General features: G+C 39.9%; 20 protein-coding genes. 17 read left to right on the forward strand and 3 right to left on the reverse strand.

Annotation, left to right across the window (positions count from 1 at the left end; all coding sequences use genetic code 11):
- Positions 1-2: 2 nt before the first annotated feature.
- From glmS to BUW93_RS01630, 11 genes are all read left to right on the forward strand, one after another.
- Positions 3-1850: a glutamine--fructose-6-phosphate transaminase (isomerizing) gene (glmS, locus tag BUW93_RS01580; protein WP_081208523.1), complete on the forward strand. Its 1848-nt coding sequence runs from the start codon at positions 3-5 to the stop codon at positions 1848-1850.
- A 271-nt stretch (positions 1851-2121) separates the two neighbouring features.
- Positions 2122-3636, forward strand: coding sequence for a F0F1 ATP synthase subunit beta (gene atpD / locus BUW93_RS01585; protein ID WP_081208525.1), 1515 nt, complete (start codon positions 2122-2124; stop codon positions 3634-3636).
- Between the two features lie 42 nt (positions 3637-3678).
- The gene (locus tag BUW93_RS01590) at positions 3679-3966 is read left to right on the forward strand and encodes a F0F1 ATP synthase subunit epsilon (RefSeq protein WP_081208527.1); all 288 of its coding nucleotides are present in this window, start codon (positions 3679-3681) and stop codon (positions 3964-3966) included.
- Positions 3967-4260: 294 nt separating this feature from the next.
- A complete protein-coding gene (locus BUW93_RS01595) occupies positions 4261-6570 on the forward strand; it encodes a putative monovalent cation/H+ antiporter subunit A (protein ID WP_081208529.1) in 2310 nt (769 codons plus the stop codon).
- Between the two features lie 11 nt (positions 6571-6581).
- Positions 6582-6995 carry a Na+/H+ antiporter subunit B gene (locus BUW93_RS01600; protein WP_081208531.1) on the forward strand — a complete coding sequence of 138 codons (414 nt, stop codon included), beginning with the start codon at positions 6582-6584 and terminating at the stop codon, positions 6993-6995.
- Between the two features lie 3 nt (positions 6996-6998).
- Positions 6999-7352, forward strand: coding sequence for a Na+/H+ antiporter subunit C (locus BUW93_RS01605; protein ID WP_081208533.1), 354 nt, complete (start codon positions 6999-7001; stop codon positions 7350-7352).
- The gene (locus BUW93_RS01610; RefSeq protein WP_081208535.1) at positions 7349-8872 is read left to right on the forward strand and encodes a proton-conducting transporter transmembrane domain-containing protein; all 1524 of its coding nucleotides are present in this window, start codon (positions 7349-7351) and stop codon (positions 8870-8872) included. The genes BUW93_RS01605 and BUW93_RS01610 overlap by 4 nt, the downstream gene beginning before the upstream one ends.
- Entirely contained in the window at positions 8872-9351 is a 480-nt protein-coding gene (locus BUW93_RS01615) for a Na+/H+ antiporter subunit E (protein ID WP_081208537.1), read from the forward strand. The genes BUW93_RS01610 and BUW93_RS01615 overlap by 1 nt, the downstream gene beginning before the upstream one ends.
- On the forward strand, positions 9348-9623 hold the full coding sequence (locus BUW93_RS01620) for a cation:proton antiporter (protein WP_081208539.1): 276 nt from the start codon (positions 9348-9350) through the stop codon (positions 9621-9623). Before BUW93_RS01615 ends, BUW93_RS01620 begins: the two co-directional genes overlap by 4 nt.
- Complete coding sequence (gene mnhG, locus BUW93_RS01625) at positions 9620-10039, forward strand: monovalent cation/H(+) antiporter subunit G (protein WP_081208541.1); 420 nt, start codon at positions 9620-9622, stop codon at positions 10037-10039. The genes BUW93_RS01620 and mnhG overlap by 4 nt, the downstream gene beginning before the upstream one ends.
- 142 nt (positions 10040-10181) lie before the next feature.
- Complete coding sequence (locus BUW93_RS01630) at positions 10182-11054, forward strand: cupin-like domain-containing protein (protein WP_081208543.1); 873 nt, start codon at positions 10182-10184, stop codon at positions 11052-11054.
- A gap of 1 nt (position 11055) precedes the next feature.
- Here the strand turns inward: BUW93_RS01630 and BUW93_RS01635 are convergent, their stop codons facing one another.
- The gene (locus tag BUW93_RS01635; RefSeq protein WP_081208545.1) at positions 11056-11538 is read right to left on the reverse strand and encodes a regulatory protein RecX; all 483 of its coding nucleotides are present in this window, start codon (positions 11536-11538) and stop codon (positions 11056-11058) included.
- 104 nt (positions 11539-11642) lie between these two features.
- Here BUW93_RS01635 and BUW93_RS01640 point away from each other — a divergent pair, with 104 nt between their 5' ends.
- Complete coding sequence (locus BUW93_RS01640) at positions 11643-13088, forward strand: serine hydrolase (RefSeq protein WP_198536967.1); 1446 nt, start codon at positions 11643-11645, stop codon at positions 13086-13088.
- Between the two features lie 67 nt (positions 13089-13155).
- On the opposite strand, the gene BUW93_RS01645 is transcribed toward BUW93_RS01640, so the two are convergent.
- Together BUW93_RS01645 and BUW93_RS01650 are read right to left on the reverse strand one after the other, a co-directional pair.
- Positions 13156-14697, reverse strand: a complete 1542-nt coding sequence (locus BUW93_RS01645; RefSeq protein ID WP_081208549.1) for an Rne/Rng family ribonuclease — start codon at positions 14695-14697, stop codon at positions 13156-13158.
- A gap of 296 nt (positions 14698-14993) precedes the next feature.
- Entirely contained in the window at positions 14994-15302 is a 309-nt protein-coding gene (locus BUW93_RS01650) for an HU family DNA-binding protein (protein ID WP_262506692.1), read from the reverse strand.
- A gap of 125 nt (positions 15303-15427) precedes the next feature.
- Between BUW93_RS01650 and mutY the strand changes: the two genes are divergently transcribed.
- From mutY to BUW93_RS01675, 5 genes are all read left to right on the forward strand, one after another.
- Entirely contained in the window at positions 15428-16477 is a 1050-nt protein-coding gene (gene mutY / locus BUW93_RS01655) for an A/G-specific adenine glycosylase (protein ID WP_081208553.1), read from the forward strand.
- Between the two features lie 119 nt (positions 16478-16596).
- Entirely contained in the window at positions 16597-17043 is a 447-nt protein-coding gene (locus tag BUW93_RS01660) for a single-stranded DNA-binding protein (RefSeq protein WP_081208555.1), read from the forward strand.
- A gap of 21 nt (positions 17044-17064) precedes the next feature.
- Positions 17065-18387 carry a gliding motility-associated protein GldE gene (locus BUW93_RS01665; protein WP_081208557.1) on the forward strand — a complete coding sequence of 441 codons (1323 nt, stop codon included), beginning with the start codon at positions 17065-17067 and terminating at the stop codon, positions 18385-18387.
- Complete coding sequence (gldD, locus tag BUW93_RS01670; RefSeq protein ID WP_081208559.1) at positions 18384-18956, forward strand: gliding motility lipoprotein GldD; 573 nt, start codon at positions 18384-18386, stop codon at positions 18954-18956. The genes BUW93_RS01665 and gldD overlap by 4 nt, the downstream gene beginning before the upstream one ends.
- 60 nt (positions 18957-19016) lie before the next feature.
- Positions 19017-19922, forward strand: a complete 906-nt coding sequence (locus tag BUW93_RS01675) for a DMT family transporter (RefSeq protein WP_081208561.1) — start codon at positions 19017-19019, stop codon at positions 19920-19922.
- The last annotated feature ends 51 nt before the right edge of the window (positions 19923-19973 follow it).

Genomic DNA, 19973 nt, shown 5'->3' on the forward strand with positions numbered 1-19973 from the left:
ATATGTGCGGAATTGTAGGTTATATAGGGCATAGGGATGCTTATCCTGTAGTGCTCAAAGGACTTCAGAGATTGGAATATCGCGGTTACGATAGTGCCGGGATTGCTCTTTATGATGAGACAGAACTTAAACTTTGTAAGACCAAAGGAAAAGTAGCAGATTTAAAAGAAAAGCTGGAGAGTTCTATTTCAACAAAAGGAAATGTAGGGATAGGGCATACCCGGTGGGCTACTCATGGGGTGCCTAACGATATAAATTCCCACCCTCATTATTCTAATTCAGGAAATCTTGTAATAATTCACAACGGGATTATTGAAAATTATGATGCTCTTAAAAAAGAGCTGCAAACCCGTGGATTTACCTTTGAGAGTGATACTGATACAGAGGTTCTCGTAAACCTTATTGAAGATGTTTCGGACAAGGAAGGTGTGAAATTGGGTAAGGCCGTTCAAATCGCCCTTAACCAAACCGTGGGAGCATACGCAATCGCAGTTTTCGATAAGAGAAAGCCAAATGAGATTGTTGTTGCGCGTTTAGGAAGTCCCTTGGCTATAGGAGTGGGAGAAGATGAGTTTTTTATCGCTTCAGATGCTTCCCCGTTTATTGAATTCACCAACAATGCGATCTACCTGGAAGACGGGGAAATGGCTGTGGTAAGGCGTGATAAAGGTGTAAAGGTTAGAAAAATTAAAGATGATTCTCTTGTAGATCCTTATGTGCAGGAGCTTCAGCTTAACCTTGAACAAATTGAAAAAGGGGGGTATGAACACTTTATGCTAAAGGAGATTTATGAGCAGCCCAGCGCCATTAGTGATACTTTTCGTGGAAGAATGCTTGCGGATAAAGGGATTATTAGAATGGCCGGAGTTGATGACAATATTGAAAGGATCTCCAACGCTAAAAGAATTCTAATCGTAGCCTGTGGAACATCCTGGCATGCCGGGTTGGTTGCAGAATATATATTTGAAGACTTGGCGCGTATCCCCGTAGAGGTGGAATATGCTTCTGAGTTTAGATATCGGAACCCGATTATTTCGGAAAATGATGTGGTGATCGCTATTTCCCAGAGTGGGGAAACCGCCGATACTATGGCGGCAATTAAGCTGGCCAAAGAAAAAGGCGCCTTCGTTTTTGGAGTATGTAATGTGGTGGGATCCTCTATTTCGAGGGAGACTCACGCTGGAGCATATACCCACGCGGGACCCGAAATTGGAGTGGCTTCTACCAAAGCCTTTACAACCCAAATTACCGTATTGACTTTAATGGCTCTTAAGCTTGCAAAACATAAGGGAACGATCTCTAATTCAAGTTTTATGTTGCACTTGCAGGAGATGGAGCGCATTCCAGAAAAGGTGAAAGCTGCACTGGAATCTAACGAAAATATTAGAGAAATCGCCGATATTTATAAAGACGCGAGAAACTGCCTGTACCTTGGGAGAGGCTTTAACTTCCCGGTTGCATTGGAAGGAGCTTTAAAATTGAAAGAAATTTCTTACATACACGCAGAAGGTTATCCTGCGGCTGAAATGAAGCACGGTCCTATTGCTTTAATTGATGAGCAGATGCCTGTAATAGTTATCGCAACCAAAAAGGGGCACTATGAGAAGGTGGTGAGCAATATTCAGGAGATAAAATCCAGGAAAGGAAAAATCATAGCTGTGGTCACTCAGGGTGATGAAGAAGTAAGAGATCTTGCAGACCACGTGATCGAAGTACCTGAAACTATGGAGCTTTTAACTCCGTTGTTGACTACCATCCCGCTACAATTGTTATCATACCATATTGCGGTGATGCTCGGTAAGAATGTAGACCAACCAAGGAACCTAGCAAAATCGGTGACGGTTGAATAGATAATTTAGAATAAACTTTTTTTAAAAGGGCCTTTCAAATTTAATTCTGAAAGGCTTTTTTTGTGCTCTTATTTCCGGAGAAATTAAGAATAATCTGCTCTGAGCAGGCTTCGGTTTATAAGACAAAAAGTTATTTGAGCTGGGGTATGATTTTATCAAGAAAAAACTATCTTTGCAGCCTGAAAATAACCTGTTTGGAATTTTGATTAATAATAATTTCCCGGCGGTGTTTTTTAGGATTTTTAAATACTAAACATTAAAGAATTAGATAATGTCTAAAGTAACAGGTAAAGTTGCCCAGATTATTGGTCCTGTAGTTGACGTCGTGTTCGACTCAGAAAGTACTGACTTACCAAAGATCTACGACTCTTTGGAAATTACAAGAAAAGACGGTTCCATTTTGGTATTGGAAGTTCAATCTCACATTGGTGAAGAAACTGTTAGAACAGTTTCCATGGATTCTACCGATGGTTTGAGCCGTGGAGTTGAGGTGGTTGCTACCGGAGCTCCAATCCAGATGCCTGTTGGTGGCGATGTATATGGAAGATTATTCAATGTAGTGGGAGACGCTATTGATGGTCTTGGAAACTTGCCCAAAGCAGGAAAAGATGGTTTGCCAATTCACCGTGATGCACCAAAATTTGAGGACTTATCTGTTTCTACTGAAGTTTTATTTACCGGAATTAAAGTGATCGACCTTATTGAGCCTTATGCAAAAGGGGGTAAGATTGGTCTTTTTGGTGGAGCCGGAGTAGGTAAAACCGTACTTATTCAGGAATTGATTAATAATATTGCCAAAGGCCACGGTGGTCTTTCGGTATTTGCCGGAGTAGGAGAGCGTACCCGTGAAGGGAATGACCTTTTAAGGGAAATGCTTGAATCTGGTATTATAAAATATGGTGATGACTTCATGCATTCTATGGAAGAAGGCGGATGGGATCTTAAAAAAGTAGACAAAAGCGCTATGCGTGAGTCTAAAGCAACCTTCGTTTTCGGACAGATGAACGAACCACCGGGAGCACGTGCGCGTGTTGCGCTTTCTGGTCTTACCATTGCTGAATACTTCCGTGATGGGGCCGGAGAAGGACAGGGAAAAGACGTTCTTTTCTTCGTAGATAACATTTTCCGTTTTACACAGGCCGGTTCAGAAGTGTCTGCACTTCTTGGACGTATGCCTTCAGCGGTAGGATACCAGCCAACACTTGCCACCGAAATGGGGGCGATGCAGGAGCGTATTACCTCAACCAAAAACGGATCGATTACTTCGGTACAGGCGGTATACGTACCTGCCGATGACCTTACCGACCCGGCGCCGGCAACAACTTTCGCCCACCTGGATGCAACTACGGTATTGTCTCGTAAGATCGCTGAGCTTGGTATTTACCCAGCGGTAGATCCTCTTGATTCTACTTCAAGAATTCTTACTCCTGAAATTTTAGGAGATGAGCATTATAAGTGTGCACAACGCGTAAAAGAGTTGTTACAGCATTATAAAGAATTGCAGGATATTATCGCCATTCTTGGTATGGAAGAACTTTCTGAAGAAGATAAACTTGCAGTGTCACGTGCCCGACGTGTACAGCGTTTCCTTTCTCAGCCTTTCCACGTAGCCGAGCAGTTTACCGGACTTAAAGGAGTGCTTGTAGATATTAAAGAAACCATTAAAGGCTTTAATATGATTATGGATGGAGAATTGGATCACCTTCCTGAAGCTGCTTTCAACCTTAAAGGTTCAATAGAAGAAGCTATTGAGGCCGGTGAGAAAATGCTTGCTGAAGAAGACTAAAAGCCTTTCCGCGATTGCGGAAGTTCAAAACATTAGATAACTATGCAATTAGAAATCGTAACCCCAGAAGCGGTAGTCCTCCAGGCCGAAGTCGATGCGGTAAAGGTGCCGGGTGCAAATGGTGAATTCCAGATGCTTAATGATCACGCGCCTATCGTATCCACATTAACTGAAGGAGAAGTTGAGATTAGTCTTACCACCGTAAACCGGGATTTTTTAGAAGACCTATCTTCTGATTTTAGAAAGGGAGGCGAAAAAGTTCTTTATTACCCGATAAAGGGTGGGGTTTTAGAAATGAAAGATAACCAAGCCATAATCCTTGCAGATTAGGGTTTAGTTTCTGATAAATAAAGATAAGCCGAAGGAAATCCCTTCGGCTTTTTCATTGGAGGGATACCTCAAATCGGTTAAAAAAGCCTTGTTTAGTTATGCCAGGATTGCTGAAAATCTAGACCTGTTTATTGATAATGAATTTTCAGTAATTTAAGAAAGTAACTGGATTTTTGGTTTTTTAAGATTATTTAAATTCAGAACCTTGCAAAACCGCAGTTTATGCCCTGTTTTCCTTATTAAACTTAAATAATATCTGCTATATTTGCTGAGAACGGAATTTTGTAAAAAAATATGCTAACAGCTATACTTTTAGGTTTTTTATTTGCGCTGTTCCTGGTTTTTGCTGGGAAATTTTTTAAAGGTAAACTGGCTGTTGTTTCTTCAATAATCCCTTTATCACTATTCATCTATTTCGCTTCATTTATTCCGAGGATTTCTTCAGGAGAGGTGATAAGAAGAACTTACGAATGGGTGCCTTCCTTTGGAGTAAATCTGGGGTTTAGTTTAGACGGGCTTTCCCTGCTTTTCTCCCTTATGATCACCGGGATTGGGTTTTTGGTGTACGTTTATACCTCAACATATTTAAAAAATCATCAGTATCTTGATCGTTTTTACGCCTATTTGAGCGTCTTTATGGGGGCTATGTTAGGTCTGGTGCTTTCAGATAACATTATTTCTATGTTTGTTTTCTGGGAACTTACCAGTATAAGTTCTTTCTTTCTTATTGGGTTTAACAACACCAGTGAGGCTTCCAGAAAATCTGCGCTTACCGCTTTAGGAATCACGGGATTTGGTGGTTTTTCTTTACTGGCCGGCGCCCTGTTACTCGGTAGTATGGCTGGTACTTACAGCATTACCGAGATGCTCAGCATGAAGGAGGCGCTTGCGGGACATGAGTTTTATATTCTTGCCGTGATTTTTATTTTCGGCGCTGCTTTCACAAAATCTGCACAATTCCCATTTCATTTCTGGTTACCCGGGGCGATGAAGGCTCCAACACCGGTGTCTACTTATTTGCACTCGGCAACTATGGTAAAAGCCGGGGTTTATTTATTAATGCGCTTCACGCCTGTGTTGGGGGATACCAATTTCTGGAACACCACGCTTATTAGTGTGGGGGCTATAACCATGTTGTATTCAGCAGTTCATACTTTATTTCGTACCGATCTTAAAGGAGTACTTGCCTACTCAACCATTTCGGCTCTTGGTATTTTGGTGTTTTTGATAGGCCTTGGAAGTCAGGGAGCTTTTCTGGCTGCTGCAGTATTTATAATAGTACACGCGCTTTATAAGGCCACTTTATTCCTGGTGACTGGGGTTATAGACCTGCAGTCTGGCACGCGAAATGTAACTGTCCTGGCAGGTTTGCGAAAAGTAATGATGCCAGTAGCTGTAGCAGGTATTCTCGCCGCCATTTCCAGTGCCGGAATCCCACCAAGTATCGGTTTCCTCGGGAAAGAACTCACTTATGAGGCCAGTACACATTCCACAGGCCTGGTGATTGTAATCGTTGCGGCTATTGTTTTGACTAAAATTCTACTACTTTATGCCGGATTTGTTGCCGGAATAAAGCCTTTTACAGGGAAATTACCCGAAAAATTTTCAGAAGTTAAAATGCCTGGCCCATTGATGTGGGTGCCGCCATTGCTGTTAGCAATCCTGGGAATTGTATTCGGAATATTCCCGGCCCTTATTGAGTCGTCCCTTGTAAAACCAGTAGTTACGGCATTGAGTAAGGATGCTTCCGATATCCACCTGGCTTTATGGCACGGCTTTAATACTGTCCTGATATTAAGTATTATTACAATTGTAGTAGGGATCCTGCTTTATTTATTTCTGAAGCCTTCAGAAAAACTTGAAAACCGGATTGGCAAATTAGAACCTGTTTCTCCTGAAAGCATTCTGAAAAAACTAACTTACTTTTTTGCCGTATTTTCCAAATTCTGGACAAATGTTTTCCAAAATGGATATCTCCGGAACTACGTAACTACCATTGTACTTTTTCTGGTGATTCTGGTGGGCTATATCTTTATCGGAAACTCACGTCTTGTAATAGATCACACACAATTATCTCAGATAACTGCCTACGAACTTGCCGTTACAATAATTCTTATTGGAGGCGTATTCTATACGGTCTTTACCCGGTCCCGTATTGGAGCGGTGGCGGCGATGGGGGTGGTTGGGCTCGCAATTTGTTTACTTTTTGTTTTTTACAGCGCTCCCGATCTCGCCATGACCCAGTTCTCTATCGATACCCTCACCGTTATTCTTTTTGTACTGGTACTTTACAGGTTGCCTAAATACCTCGTGTTATCAGACTATAAGATGAGGATTCGCGATGGAATTCTGTCTCTTACTTTTGGAGGATTAATTAGCCTTTTAGCTTTACAGGTTTTAGCTGAACCGGTTAATAGTGATATTGGAGATTTTTATGCTAAAAATGCCTATTTAATGGCACATGGAAAGAATGTGGTGAATGTTATCCTGGTGGACTTTAGGGGGACAGATACCTTGATAGAAATTTCGGTGCTCGCAATTGCAGCGATTGGGGTATATGGCTTGCTGAAATTACGTGTAAAAAGTTCAGACAGGCCTAACTAAAAGATATAAAAATGAAGACATTAATATTAAAAACAGCATCTAATTACCTCCTGCCGGTATTGTTGGTGTTTTCCGTATTTATTCTCCTTCGTGGGCATTATTTGCCTGGCGGTGGTTTTGTTGGAGGTCTTATTGCGGCTATAGCCTTTGTATTGCATGCATTTGCTAACGGGCTTGATAAATCAAAGGATTTGCTTAAGATACATCCTGGATTTTTGATGCCCGTAGGTTTGGGGCTGGCTTTTATGAGCGGAATTGCCCCGGTGGTAGGCCTGGATGATCCGTTTATGACTGGCCTGTGGTTCCCTGATCCTTTTCCCGTAATAGGGAATGTTGGGTCTGCCCTCTTTTTTGATATTGGGGTATACCTTGTGGTGGTGGGAGTCACCTTAACCATAATATTTACAATATCAGAATCGGCTTAATTTATGGAAATACTTTTTGCAATAATAATAGGGGTGCTTTATGCCGCGGGTATTTATATGATTCTGCGCCGAAGCCTTGTTAAACTTATTATTGGAATTATTTTGCTGGGTAATGGTGCTAACCTCCTAATCTTTCTTCTTGGAAGAATATCAGAGGGAGCTCCCCCGATTATTCCCGAAGAATCCAAAGTTTTTCTTGAAGCCTATGCCGACCCTGTTCCACAGGCACTTATATTAACAGCTATCGTAATTAGTTTTGGATTACAGTCTTTTGCTATTATCCTTGTAAAAAGAGCGCATAAAGTAGTAAAGACAGACGACCTTGACGAAATGAACGCAACCGACGAAGATTCATGACACAACAGTTAATTCTATATCCGTTACTGCTGCAACTGCTATTAAGCATTCTTTTAATGTTTTTCTGGTACAGGATTAATGCACAGAGGGTCATTAGTATTTTAGGAAGTATCCTGCACCTTGGATTAACGATTTTTGTTTTCAGCTTTATCTGGAATAACGGGACACAAACCCTGCAGGCCGGAAGCTGGGAGGCGCCTTTTGGAATAACTTTTATTGCCGACTCGCTTGCGATTACCCTGGTATTGCTTACCGCAATTGCCGGGCTGGCGGTTTCGATATTTTCATCTTCGGCGATGATTCCGGACAGATTACGGTTTGGGTATTTTCCAATTTTTCACTTTTTATTGCTCGGCCTCAATGGGGCTTTTCTAACTGGAGACATCTTTAACCTGTACGTTTGGTTTGAGATTATTATTATAAGTTCCTTTGTTTTAATTACCCTGGGTGGGGAAAAGGCCCAGCTGGAAGGTGCCGTAAAATACTTTACCCTTAATTTCCTGGCATCAATGATCTTTCTTACTGCCATTGCAGTACTGTATGGTTTGACGGGAAGTTTAAATATGGCCGATCTTGCTATAAAAGTTTCCGAGATTGAAAACCGTGCTTTAGTGCAGATCACTGCAGTATTATTCCTTATCGGTTTCGGAATAAAAGCAGCGGTTTTTCCGCTTTATTTCTGGTTGCCTGCTTCTTATCATACCCCGCCATCAGCAGTTTCAGCAATATTCGGAGGCTTGCTAACCAAAGTGGGGGTGTATGCTCTCATCAGGGTCTTCAGCCTCATTTTTGTCGGGGATGCCTTCCTGGATGAAATCCTGTTGGTCATAGCGATTTTAACGCTGTTTAGTGGAGGGGTGGGTGCCCTTGTTCAAAACAATATTAAAAAGGTCTTCTCCTACCTTATAATTTGTCATATAGGCTATATGATTCTTGGTTTGGGAATGTTTACCGAAGTTGCCATTGCGGGTGCAATTTTCTATCTCATTCATGATATTATTGTTAAAACCAACCTATTCATGGTTAGCGGACTTATTTACAGGATAAAAGGTTCGAGCAGTATGCGGGCTCTGGGCGGTTTTTACAGCAATTACCCAAAATTGAGCCTTCTAATTTTTATCCCATTGTTCTCGCTTGTAGGTATTCCTCCCCTGTCTGGGTTCTGGCCTAAAATTTCACTGATAACAGCAAGTTTTGATACCCAAAGTTACTGGGGGTTGGCAGGCATTATTTTTGCCAGTTTTATAACCCTTGTGGTAATTGCTAAACTTTGGGCAGAGGTCTTTTGGAAAAACCCGGGGGAAATTCCAAAAAGAAAGAAATTTGATTACTTTCATAAAATGGGAAAATACCGAAAACTTGGTTTTGTAGTACCCATAGTTTTTTTAAGTTTTGTTTCCCTGTACATTGGTTTTGGTGCTGAAAATATCCAGATTCTTTCATCGCGAGTGGCGCAGGAGCTTATGGATAAACAATTATATATTGATGCCGTGTTTAATAATGCTCAAAATCCCAAATAATGAAAAGCAGGTTCGTCGGAAACTTATTACTTACTTTCATCTGGGTTGCACTAACCGGTGATTTTGCATTTAACAATTATATTTTCGGTTTTGTGCTTAGCTTTTTCATACTTTGGGTAATAAGCAGGGAAAAGAGAAAATATAATTACTTTACGCTGGTTCCGAAATTGATAGCCTTCGTGTTTTATTTTTTGATTGAACTGGTAAAAGCAAATTTACAGGTTGCATATGAGGTGAGTACCCCAAATTTAAAAATGAAACCCGGGATCGTTAAAGTACCTCTGGACATACAATCTGATATTGGAATAACCCTGCTTGCCAATATGATCTCACTTACCCCTGGTACCCTTAGTCTGGATGTTTCTAATGACAAGAAAGTACTTTTTGTACACGCTATGTACATCACAGATAAGGAAGAGTTTATACAGGGGATTAAAAATGGTTTTGAAAAACGCTTATTGGATATTTTTAAGAAATGACGTTAAACGACTATATATATTATGTAATACTGCCTGTTCTGGCTTTTTCTATCCTGTTGATATTTTACAGGTTTTTTAAAGGTCCGAGCATAGTCGATAAGATTATAGCCCTTGATCTTTTGATAACTACAGGAATTGGGATTATAGCTGTTTACAGTATTGTTCATGGAAGATCTACCTTTATGGATACAGCGATGATCCTTGCACTTATTGCGTTTTTAAGTACTGTGGCATTTTCTTACTTCATTGAAAAAAGAAACCGAAAGAAATGATTTCAATAATAATAGTCATATTAATAACTTTAGGAACCTTGTTTATCCTGCTTGCTGCTATTGGCATGGTAAGGATGCCGGATACCTATCTTAGAATTTCGGTAACCACCAAGGCAGCTACTTTGGGGGTTGGACTCTTGTTGATTTCTTCAGCAATTTATTTTAACGATCTTTCAACAACCTCCAGAGCTCTTGTAATTATACTATTTGTGCTGCTTACTGCACCTGTAAGTGCGCATTTAGTGGGTAGAGCCTCCTATTTTATGGGAGTGAAACTTTGGGATAAATCGGTAATGGATGATCTTCGGGGAAAATACCAGAAGAAAACTCACGTGCTTAAAAGCAAAATCGATAATACTCCCGGAGATAATGTGGTGCATGACAGACCCGATAATGAAAATGAAGTGGAAGATTAACTAAACAATGATTGATTAGGTTTCCTTGTTGACTTAGTTTTCGTGGTATTATGCCATAGCAGCAACCTAAAATCCCAAACTATCTAGCCCAAAAGATACCGGGTATTGGAAAACGAATGCTGGAATTGAATGAAGAGGAATAATGAAGACACAAAACCAACTGGAATTAACTGAAATCCCAAGGCTGAAAAGAATCTCCAGGAAAGATTTTATAGAAAAATATGTAAAACCGCAAAAACCGGTAGTGATTGAACATCTTATAGAAGATTGGCCGGCTTATCAAAAATGGAATTTACAGTATATAAAGGAAGTGGCCGGAGATAAAACAGTGCCTCTTTATGATGACAGGCCTATATCTTCAAAATATAAATTCAACGAGCCTCATTCCAGAATGAAAATGGCAGATTATATAGATCTGTTAAAGTCAGGACCTACCAATTACCGTATTTTTCTGTATCATTTGCTCAAGGAAGTGCCCTTGCTTCAACAGGATTTTAAATTCCCTCATATTGGGCTGCGATTTATAAAGAAATTGCCTACTTTATTTTTTGGAGGAGAAAATTCCAAGGTGTTCATGCATTATGATATAGATTTTGCTAATATTCTGCACTTTCATTTCGACGGAAAAAAACGCTGTATTTTATTCCCGCCTTCAGAAACAAAATACCTTTATAAAGTGCCTCACGCTCTGATCTCAAGGGAAGATATAGACTTTAATAATCCCGATCTTGAAAAATTCCCGGTCCTGGCTAAAGCCAAGGGGTTTGTCGCCGAGCTCAATCACGGGGAGTGCCTTTATATGCCTGAAGGATATTGGCACCAGATGACCTACCTTACCCCAGGCTTCTCAATGAGCCTAAGGGCTTTGCCGCGAAATGCAACCAATTTTTCCAAAGCAGTTTATAACCTGCTTATTATGCGTCACTTTGATAATTATATGAGAAAATGGAAAGGACAGCAATGGATAGACTACAAGAACAAGCTGGCTATAAAACGCACCGAGAGGCATAATTAGCCTATTTAATCAATGAATTTACTTTTTCGTATATAAGGTTAGCTTCGTAGCCTTTTAGAAGCAGGAAATCGGCTAATTTTTTCTTTTTCTTAAATGGGTTACTTTCATTTAGCGTTTTTTCTTTTTTTATAGCTAAGTCTTCCAAACTTTGTAAATAGGCATCCTCTTCTATTTCGGTTAATGCAAGTTTTACTATGGGAGAGGAAATTTCCCGGAATTTAAGTTCCTGCTTGATTTTGTTTCTACCCCATTTTTTTATTCTGAATTTACCACGTACGAAACTGCGGGCAAATCGTTCTTCATTTAAAAAATCTTCCTGCATCAATTGCATGATGATCTGTTCCTGTGCCGCCGGAATCATATTCATTTCCCTTAATTTTTCTTCAACTTCTTTGTGAGAGCGATCACGGTAGGCGCAAAACTGCATCAGTTTGATCGTTGCTTCTTTTACGGTATATGATTTATGAGTTTGTCCGGGTTTCATATTAAACAAAATTAATCAAAACTAAACTTAATTATTTTTCAGTCTCATTTTTATCATTTCGTAGAATGGTTTATTTTAACAGAATCAATATAAAAACCAGGCATATGAAAAAATACTTCTTACTTTCTGTCCTCTTTTTGCTTACAGTTTCTGTCAATGCGCAGAAAAATTACGAAGACGCCATTCAAATCATAGAAGTTTGGTTAGATGCTCAAAAAGATTATGAAAAGCTCCCTGCAATAATCGCCAGCGTAACCGAAGACCAGGATAAAATCTGGGCGGGGGCTTTTGGCCTGGCAAACCCCGGGAATAATACACAAGCCGATGTGTTAACTTTATGCAGTATATGTTCTATTTCCAAGCTTTTCACTTCTGTTGCAGTGATGAAATTGTATGATGAGGGCAAACTGAGATTGGATGATAAAATAGAAGATGTGCTACCCTGGTATGATTTAAAACAGCAATTTAAAGATACAGCACCCATCACCATAAGGAGTTTACTTACTCATTCTTCGGGATTACCCCGGGAATCTAATTTGCCCTATTGGACAGGTCCCGATTTTGCTTTTCCCGAATCTGAAGAAATAAGAGAAGGACTATCAGAGCAGGAAACCTTATACCCATCTTCTACTTATTTTCAGTATAGTAATTTGGGCTTAAGTCTGTTGGGAGAAGTAGTGGCAGAGGTTTCAGGCTTGCCTTATGAAGAATATGTTCAAATAAACATTCTTGAGCCTCTGGGCCTCGATAACACCTATCCCTTCCTGCCTGAGGATAAATATGGAGACCAACTGGCAGTGGGATATGGGCCTTTGAAAAGAGATGGTTCAAGGGATAAATTAAAGCTTTTTGATGCAAAGGGAGTTCAGGCTGCGGCAGGATTTTCTTCTACTGTGGGAGATCTGGGGAAATTTGGTGCCTGGCAATTAAGGTTAAGAGACACTTCAGAAGCTGAAATTTTAAAACCTTCAACATTAAAAACGATGCAGCGGGTGCACTGGACAGACCCAGACTGGGAGACCACCTGGGGACTGGGGTTTGCTGTGAGTAAAGGTCCCGATGGTACTACCTGGGTTAGTCACGGCGGTAGCTGTCCTGGGTATCGCTCTATCCTGTTGGTTAATCCTGCTTCCAAGCGAACTTACGCGGTTTTGATTAATGCCAATGGAACAAATCCTGGAAAATACGCAACCGGCATCCACGCAATTTTAAACAAGATTAAAACGGAAACGGAGGAAGAGAAAGATGAGACTAAAAAGGAATCTGGAGATGAGCTTAAACTTGATGATTATGTAGGTTATTATGACAGTAGCCCCTGGACGAGTGAGGTATATATTGGGGCCTGGGGAGAAAAACTGGTAATGATGCGACTACCTACCTCTTCACCCACAGAGGCAATGAGTTTTTATAAACATATTGAAGGTGATACCTTTAGGAGAATAAGAGATGATGAGGAATTAGGCGAAACTCTGGAGTTCGAGAGAGCAGAAACCGGAGAAATCACCAGGTATAAATCCCATGGAAATTATTCAAAGAAACTTGAACGCTAAATAAAAAGTGTTTTAGCTGATTTATGGCATAAAAAAAACGCCTTTCGAATTAACGAAAGGCGTTTTTTTAAACTGTGATCTCTTTCCCTTCTTTATCGTGAAAGTGATACTCCATGTACGTGTAAGCGTCTCTTGGTAAAATTTTAACCCAACGCTTATGGTCTAAAAACCATTGCGAACGGGGTGATGGAAAGCCTTTGGTTAAAAAGGCTGCAATAAATGGGTGCGCACTCAAAGTGATCTTTTTGTGATCTTTCTTAATGAGTTTTTCCAGGTCGGTTTTTATTTTGTTTATTAAAAGTATAGGTGCCTCAATTTCACCACTCCCATTGGGGTTAGTCTCCCGGGTTTTAATATTCATTTCCGGCCGTACGCGTTGTCTTGTAATTTGTATCAATCCGAATTTACTAGGCGGCAAAATCTTGTGTTTTGCGCGGTCGTCGCTCATCTCATTTTTAAGGTGGTCGTAGAGGGCCTTGCGATTTTCGGCTTTGCCCATATCGATAAAGTCTACCACTATTATGCCTCCCATATCGCGAAGTCGCAACTGGCGGGCTATTTCGGTGGCGCTTATCATATTCACCTCTAATGCGGTATCTTCCTGGTTTTTAGATTTGTTAGAACGGTTTCCGCTATTCACGTCTATAACGTGCATTGCTTCGGTGTGTTCTATCACCAGGTAGGCGCCTTTGCTCATAGAGACGGTGCGCCCGAACGTAGTTTTTATTTGTCTTTCGATACCGTATTTTTCAAAGATTGGAACATTCGACTGATATAATTTTACAATTGATTCTTTACTTGGGGCAATCTCGCCCACATAATCTTTAATTTGTGTATAAAGCGTTTCATCATCAACGATAATAGAAGTAAAAGTGTCGTTGAAGATATCCCGAAGCAGGGAAGAGGCTCTGTTGAGTTCTCCCAGTACTTTTGAAGGGTGAGGTGCTTTATGCAGTTTTTTGCACATTCCTGTCCAGCGACCAACTAAATTCTGAAGATCTTTGTCCAGTTCTGCTACTTTTTTGCCTTCGGCTACAGTTCTAACAATAACCCCGAATCCTTTGGGTTTAATGCTTTTTACCAGTCTTTTTAGGCGGTCTTTTTCTTCTTTGCTTTCGATCTTTTGTGAAACCGAAACCCGATTAGAAAAAGGAACCAGCACTATATAGCGGCCAGGGATGGAAAGCTCAGAGCTTATCCTGGGGCCTTTGGTAGAAATAGGTTCTTTTACAACCTGAACCAGTACCGATTGATTTGACTTAAGAACATCGGTGATTTGTCCGTTCTTGTCAATATCCTTTTCAAAAGTAAAATTCTTAAGCGAATAATCTTTTAATTTACCTGTGCTTACACGTTTGATGAACTTAAGCTGGGAAGAGATTTGAGGCCCGAGATCGTGATAGTGCAAAAAACCATCCTTTTCATAACCAACATTTACAAATGCAGCATTTAACCCGGGTACAGCTTTTCTAATTTTGGCGAGAAAAATGTCGCCAACATTAAATTTGTTGCTGTCTTCTTCCTTGTTGAGTTCAATAAGTTTTCCATCTTTTAGTAAGGCAAAATCTACAGCAGAGGATTCGGACCTGATAATTAATTCTTTGTCCACTCTTTTAGATTTTTGTCCCGAAATAATCGGGATGGATTAAACATTATTTTCTCACAGGGTTTTTATTCCTGAAGAAACCTTAACCCCCGCCATGGGCGGGAAATAGGATTTCGATTTCAATGAACTTTTTAAACAAAAAAAGTAGTATGAAAACTACTTTTTCTTATGGCGGTTAGCTCTTCTTCTTTTTTTACGCTTGTGCGTAGCTACCTTATGTCTTTTTCTTTTTTTACCACTTGGCATAGTGTACGGTTTTAATTAATAACTTATTTTCTTTTGCCTGCTGTTGCGGGCGTTTACTTTACTTCAACATTAGACTTAACGCCTTCAACAAATATTTTAGCCGGTTTAAAAGCCGGAATGTTGTGAGCTGGAATCTTGATGGTTGTATTCTTAGAAATGTTTCTTCCGGTTTTTTCGGCTCTTGTTTTAACAACAAAGCTTCCAAATCCTCTCAAGTATACGTTGTCTCCACTCTCAAGTGAAGTTTTAACCTCGTCCATGAAGGTCTCAATAGTAGCCTGAACATCACCTTTTTCCATTCCTAGTTTTTCTGAAATGTTTGCTACGATATCTGCTTTCGTCATTTTCGTGCTATTTAATATTATAAATTGGGGTTTCTAATTTTTCAAGGGCGCAAATATAAGAATTAAATCTCCAATATTTCAAGCCTAATTCATTAAATAATAACGGAATAAACTTTTAATATTGCAACCCGATAATAATTTCTATGGATTTTTCTAAAATACTGATTAATTGGTATTTAAATAATAAACGGGATTTACCCTGGCGAGGATCTGCAGATCCCTACCGTATCTGGTTGAGTGAAATAATGTTACAGCAAACACGGGTAGAACAGGGGTTACCTTATTATTTACGCTTTATCGAGGCTTTTCCCAGGGTTTTAGATCTGGCTGAAGCTTCCCAGGAAAAAGTACTGAAACTCTGGCAGGGATTAGGGTACTATTCCCGCGCCCGTAATTTGCACGAAACGGCTAAATATGTTGCTTTTGAACTCAATGGTATTTTTCCCGATAACTATAAGGAACTCAAAAAACTTAAAGGAGTTGGTGATTACACGGCAAGTGCAATTGCTTCTATTTGTTATAATGAAGCCGTGCCAGTGGTTGATGGAAATGTTTACCGGGTGCTTTCCCGATATTTCGATATTAAAACCCCAATAAATTCAACTGCAGGAATTAAGGAATTTAAATTGCTGGCCGGCGAATTGCTGGACAGGGAAAACCCTTCCCTTTTCAATCAGGGGCTTATGGAGTTTGGAGCATTACAATGTAAACCCAGAAATCCGCTGTGTGAAACCTGTCCTTTTAATAATGGTTGTTTAGCCTTAAAGAAGAATAAAATTGGAGAGTTGCCGGTTAAGCTTAAGAAGTTGAAAGTGAAGAAACGCTATTTCAATTATCTTGTTTTTTCTTCTGAAGATAACGAAACTCTGCTTCAGCGGCGCAAGGGGAAGGGAATTTGGGAAGGGCTTTATGAATTTCCGCTCATCGAGACCCGGGATCCGGCAAGTCCTGAAAATTTTATTTCCGAAGAAAAAATTGAGAAGAAAACCGGTGTTGCAGCGGGTAATGTGGTTTTATATAATGAAAAACCGGTTGTACACAAGCTTTCCCATCAGCATATTCATACACATTTCTGGATGGTTCACTCTCAGGATTTAGGGAGCGAAGGTATTCCAATAGGAAAAGTGAAGAATTATCCTGTGCCTGTTCTAATTCAGAATTTCCTTGAGGAATCGGGCTTTGAGGATTATTAAAAAAGAAGTTTTAAAACTTTTATTTCATTCAATTTTAATCTGCTCAGAATTTTTGAGTATTTTAGAATAATTTTAAACTTGGAAGATCCTCTGGAAGAGGTTCAAATAAAACTAAAAAAATGACTGGTACGCTAAACAAAGTGATGCTAATAGGGCACACAGGGGATGATGTGAAAATGCATTATTTTGAAGGTGGAAATTCCCTCGGACGTTTTCCGTTGGCCACAAATGAGACCTACACCAATAAAACCACCGGAGAACGGGTAACCAATACCGAGTGGCATAATATTGTAGTACGGAATAAAGCTGCTGAGATTTGCGAAAAATACCTTAAAAAAGGAGATAAGGTGTATATCGAAGGGCGAATTAAAACCCGTAAATGGCAGGATGACCAGGGCAATGATAAGTATTCCACAGAGATTCACTGTTCAGAATTCACCTTTTTAACACCCAAGGACCAGGCAGGTGGAAGTGCTCCGCAGGAAACTCAGGCACAAAAACCACAAAGCCAGCCAAAAAATGATAGCTTTGCACAGGATGAAGATGAAGATGATCTTCCCTTTTAAGTTTAACTAAAACCAGAGCATTTGGACTCAGAACCTCCCAGTTTAATTCTGTTTTGGGCCACTATAGACTTCACCCAGATAATTAGTTTAATTATCTTATTGCTTTTGCTGCTTTGTTCTGCCCTTATCTCTGGTGCAGAGGTGGCATTCTTTTCCCTTACCCCGGCTGATGTAATCACCGATGATGGAAAGAGAAGCAAAGCCCAGCAAATAGTTGTTAACCTACTGGACAGGCCTAAAAAGTTGCTTGCCACTATTTTGGTGGCCAACAATTTTATAAATATAGCTATCGTATTGCTTTTTGATATGCTTACCGATGAACTCTTCGGTAGGATGAGAACCATATTCTGGGGAATTGATTTTAAACTTATCATAGAAGTGGGAGTGGTGACCTTCCTTATTTTACTTTTTGGGGAAATATTGCCAAAGGTTTATGCCAGTAGAAATAAAGTGCAATTCTCAAATTTTATGGCCCAACCACTTAATTTCCTCGATAGCTTTTTTTCTCCTCTTAGTATTCCTATGCGATTGGTCACCTTGTTTATTCACGACAAACTCGGGAAACAGCGTTCCTTTTTGAATGTAGACCATCTTTCCCAGGCGCTGGATCTTACCAGTGATGAAGATACCACCAAGGAAGAACAAAAAATCCTTAAGGGAATTGTTTCCTTTGGGAATACCGATACCAAACAGGTGATGCGCCCCAGGATGGATATTTTTGCACTCAACGAAAATCAGACGTATAAAGAGATTATTCCTGAAATTATCGAAAATGGCTACTCCCGTATTCCTGTGTACAGGGAAAATGTTGATAATATCATCGGGATCCTGTATGTAAAGGATCTCCTGCCTTATATTGAAGAAAATAAATTTGAATGGACCAGCTTATTGCGGGAACCTTATTTTGTTCCGGAGAATAAAAAGCTTGACGATTTACTTAACGATTTTAAGGATAAGAAAAATCACCTGGCCATCGTGGTAGATGAATACGGGGGTACCAGTGGATTGATTTCCCTGGAAGATATAATTGAAGAGATCGTTGGGGATATTAGTGACGAATTTGATGATGAAGACCTGATCTTCTCAAAATTAGATGAACATAATTTTATTTTTGAAGGAAAAACCCCGTTAAAGGATTTCTACAAAATCATAAAACTAGAAGATCCGGAAACTTTCGAGGAACAAAAAGGTGAAGCCGAAACCCTTGCCGGCTTTCTCTTAGAGATATCGGCAGGCTTTCCGAAGAAAAATGATGAGATCTTTTTCCTGAATTATACCTTTACCATAGAAGCGGTAGACGATAAACGAATCAAGCAAATCAAGCTTAGCATAACGCCTGTATGAAATTAGCCTCTGCAATAATAATATTAGCGCTCATGTTTTCTTCATGTGGTAATGAAGAAGCCAAACCTAAACCCAGGGCATTTTTAGCACTGGATTACCCAGAGGCCGTTTACTCTCCCATAGATCTTGATTGTCCCTACAATTTTGAGAAGAACCAAAAAGCGGTTATCACTCCCTCAAGAAATAATGTGCCCTGCTGGATTAACCTGGAGTATAAGGATATGAACGGAGTTATTTTTATCACCTATCAGCCGGTTAAGAATAACCTGGATTCGTTGCTTAAAGATGCTCAAAATCTACCTTTACAACACACTATAAAAGCCGATGTTATTGAAGGCGATATGTATACTAATAAGCTGCACGACACCTATGGAATGTTTTATGAAGTTAAAGGTGATGCAGCTTCCCAGGCCCAGTTTTATTTAACCGATAGTGTTGAGCATTTTCTTACCGGGTCAGTTTACTTTGACCGCCAACCGAATTTTGACTCTATTGTTCCCGCGGCCAATTATCTTAAAAAAGATATGAAGCATTTGATGGAAAGTCTCCGTTGGCAAGAGAAAAAGTAATGGTAAAGTTGTTTTGCATAATTTATTATCGATTTTTGCTCCTGAAAAAGCAGAAATTATATGCCACTACAAAAACTGAAATGGATCTATCTCTTATTGCTTTCCCTGGTTTGGGGGAGTTCTTTTATCCTCATTAAAAAAGGTCTTATTGGGCTTACGGCCACCGAAGTTGGCTCCTTCAGAATAATTTTTGCAGCGCTCTTTCTTATCCTGGTAGGATTTAAAAGTCTGCGAAAGCTTTCTTCAAGCCAATGGAAGTGGATTGTAATTTCGGGATTCCTGGGATCATTTTTTCCGGTATACCTTTTTTCCTTTGCTGAAACTGAGATAGACAGTGCAATTGCCTCAATCTTAAATGCCACCACTCCAATTTTAACCCTCATTTTTGGCGCTTTCTTTTTTAGGGAGGTGTTTACCCAAAATAAACTTATTGGGGTAGGGGTCGGCCTGCTTGGTGCGATTGGATTAATACTTAGTGGCGCCAATATAAATCCAGATCAAAATTATCTGTATTCCCTGTTAGTAATTATGGCTGCCGGTTGTTATGCCATAAATGTGAATATTCTTAAAACAAAAATGAGCGATATTTCCCCGCTGGCAATTGCGGCCGGGAATTTTACTGTGCTACTGATTCCTGCACTTATAATCCTTGGAGTTTCCGGATTTTTTCAGAAGGAACTATTTACTTCAGAAATTCAAATTTCTGTGGCCTATGTGGCCATCTTAGGAATAATCGGGACGGGAATAGCTATGATAATTTTCAATAAGCTCGTGCAGATTTCAGATCCGGTATTTACGACTTCTGTAACTTATACAATTCCAGTGGTTGCCCTTGGATGGGGGATTTTGGATGGTGAGATTTTTAGTTTCTGGCAATTGTTTTCAGCCTTGGTAATATTAGCCGGTGTATTTATAGTAAACCGATCTAAAAAACTGTTCAGTAAATTCAGAAAGCAAGCGATATAAAAAGAGGAAACCGGCCCTTAAGCCGGTTTCCTCACCCTCTAACATTAATAA

It is taken from the genome of Salegentibacter sediminis, from assembly GCF_002078605.1.
GTDB classification, from domain to species: domain Bacteria; phylum Bacteroidota; class Bacteroidia; order Flavobacteriales; family Flavobacteriaceae; genus Salegentibacter; species Salegentibacter sediminis.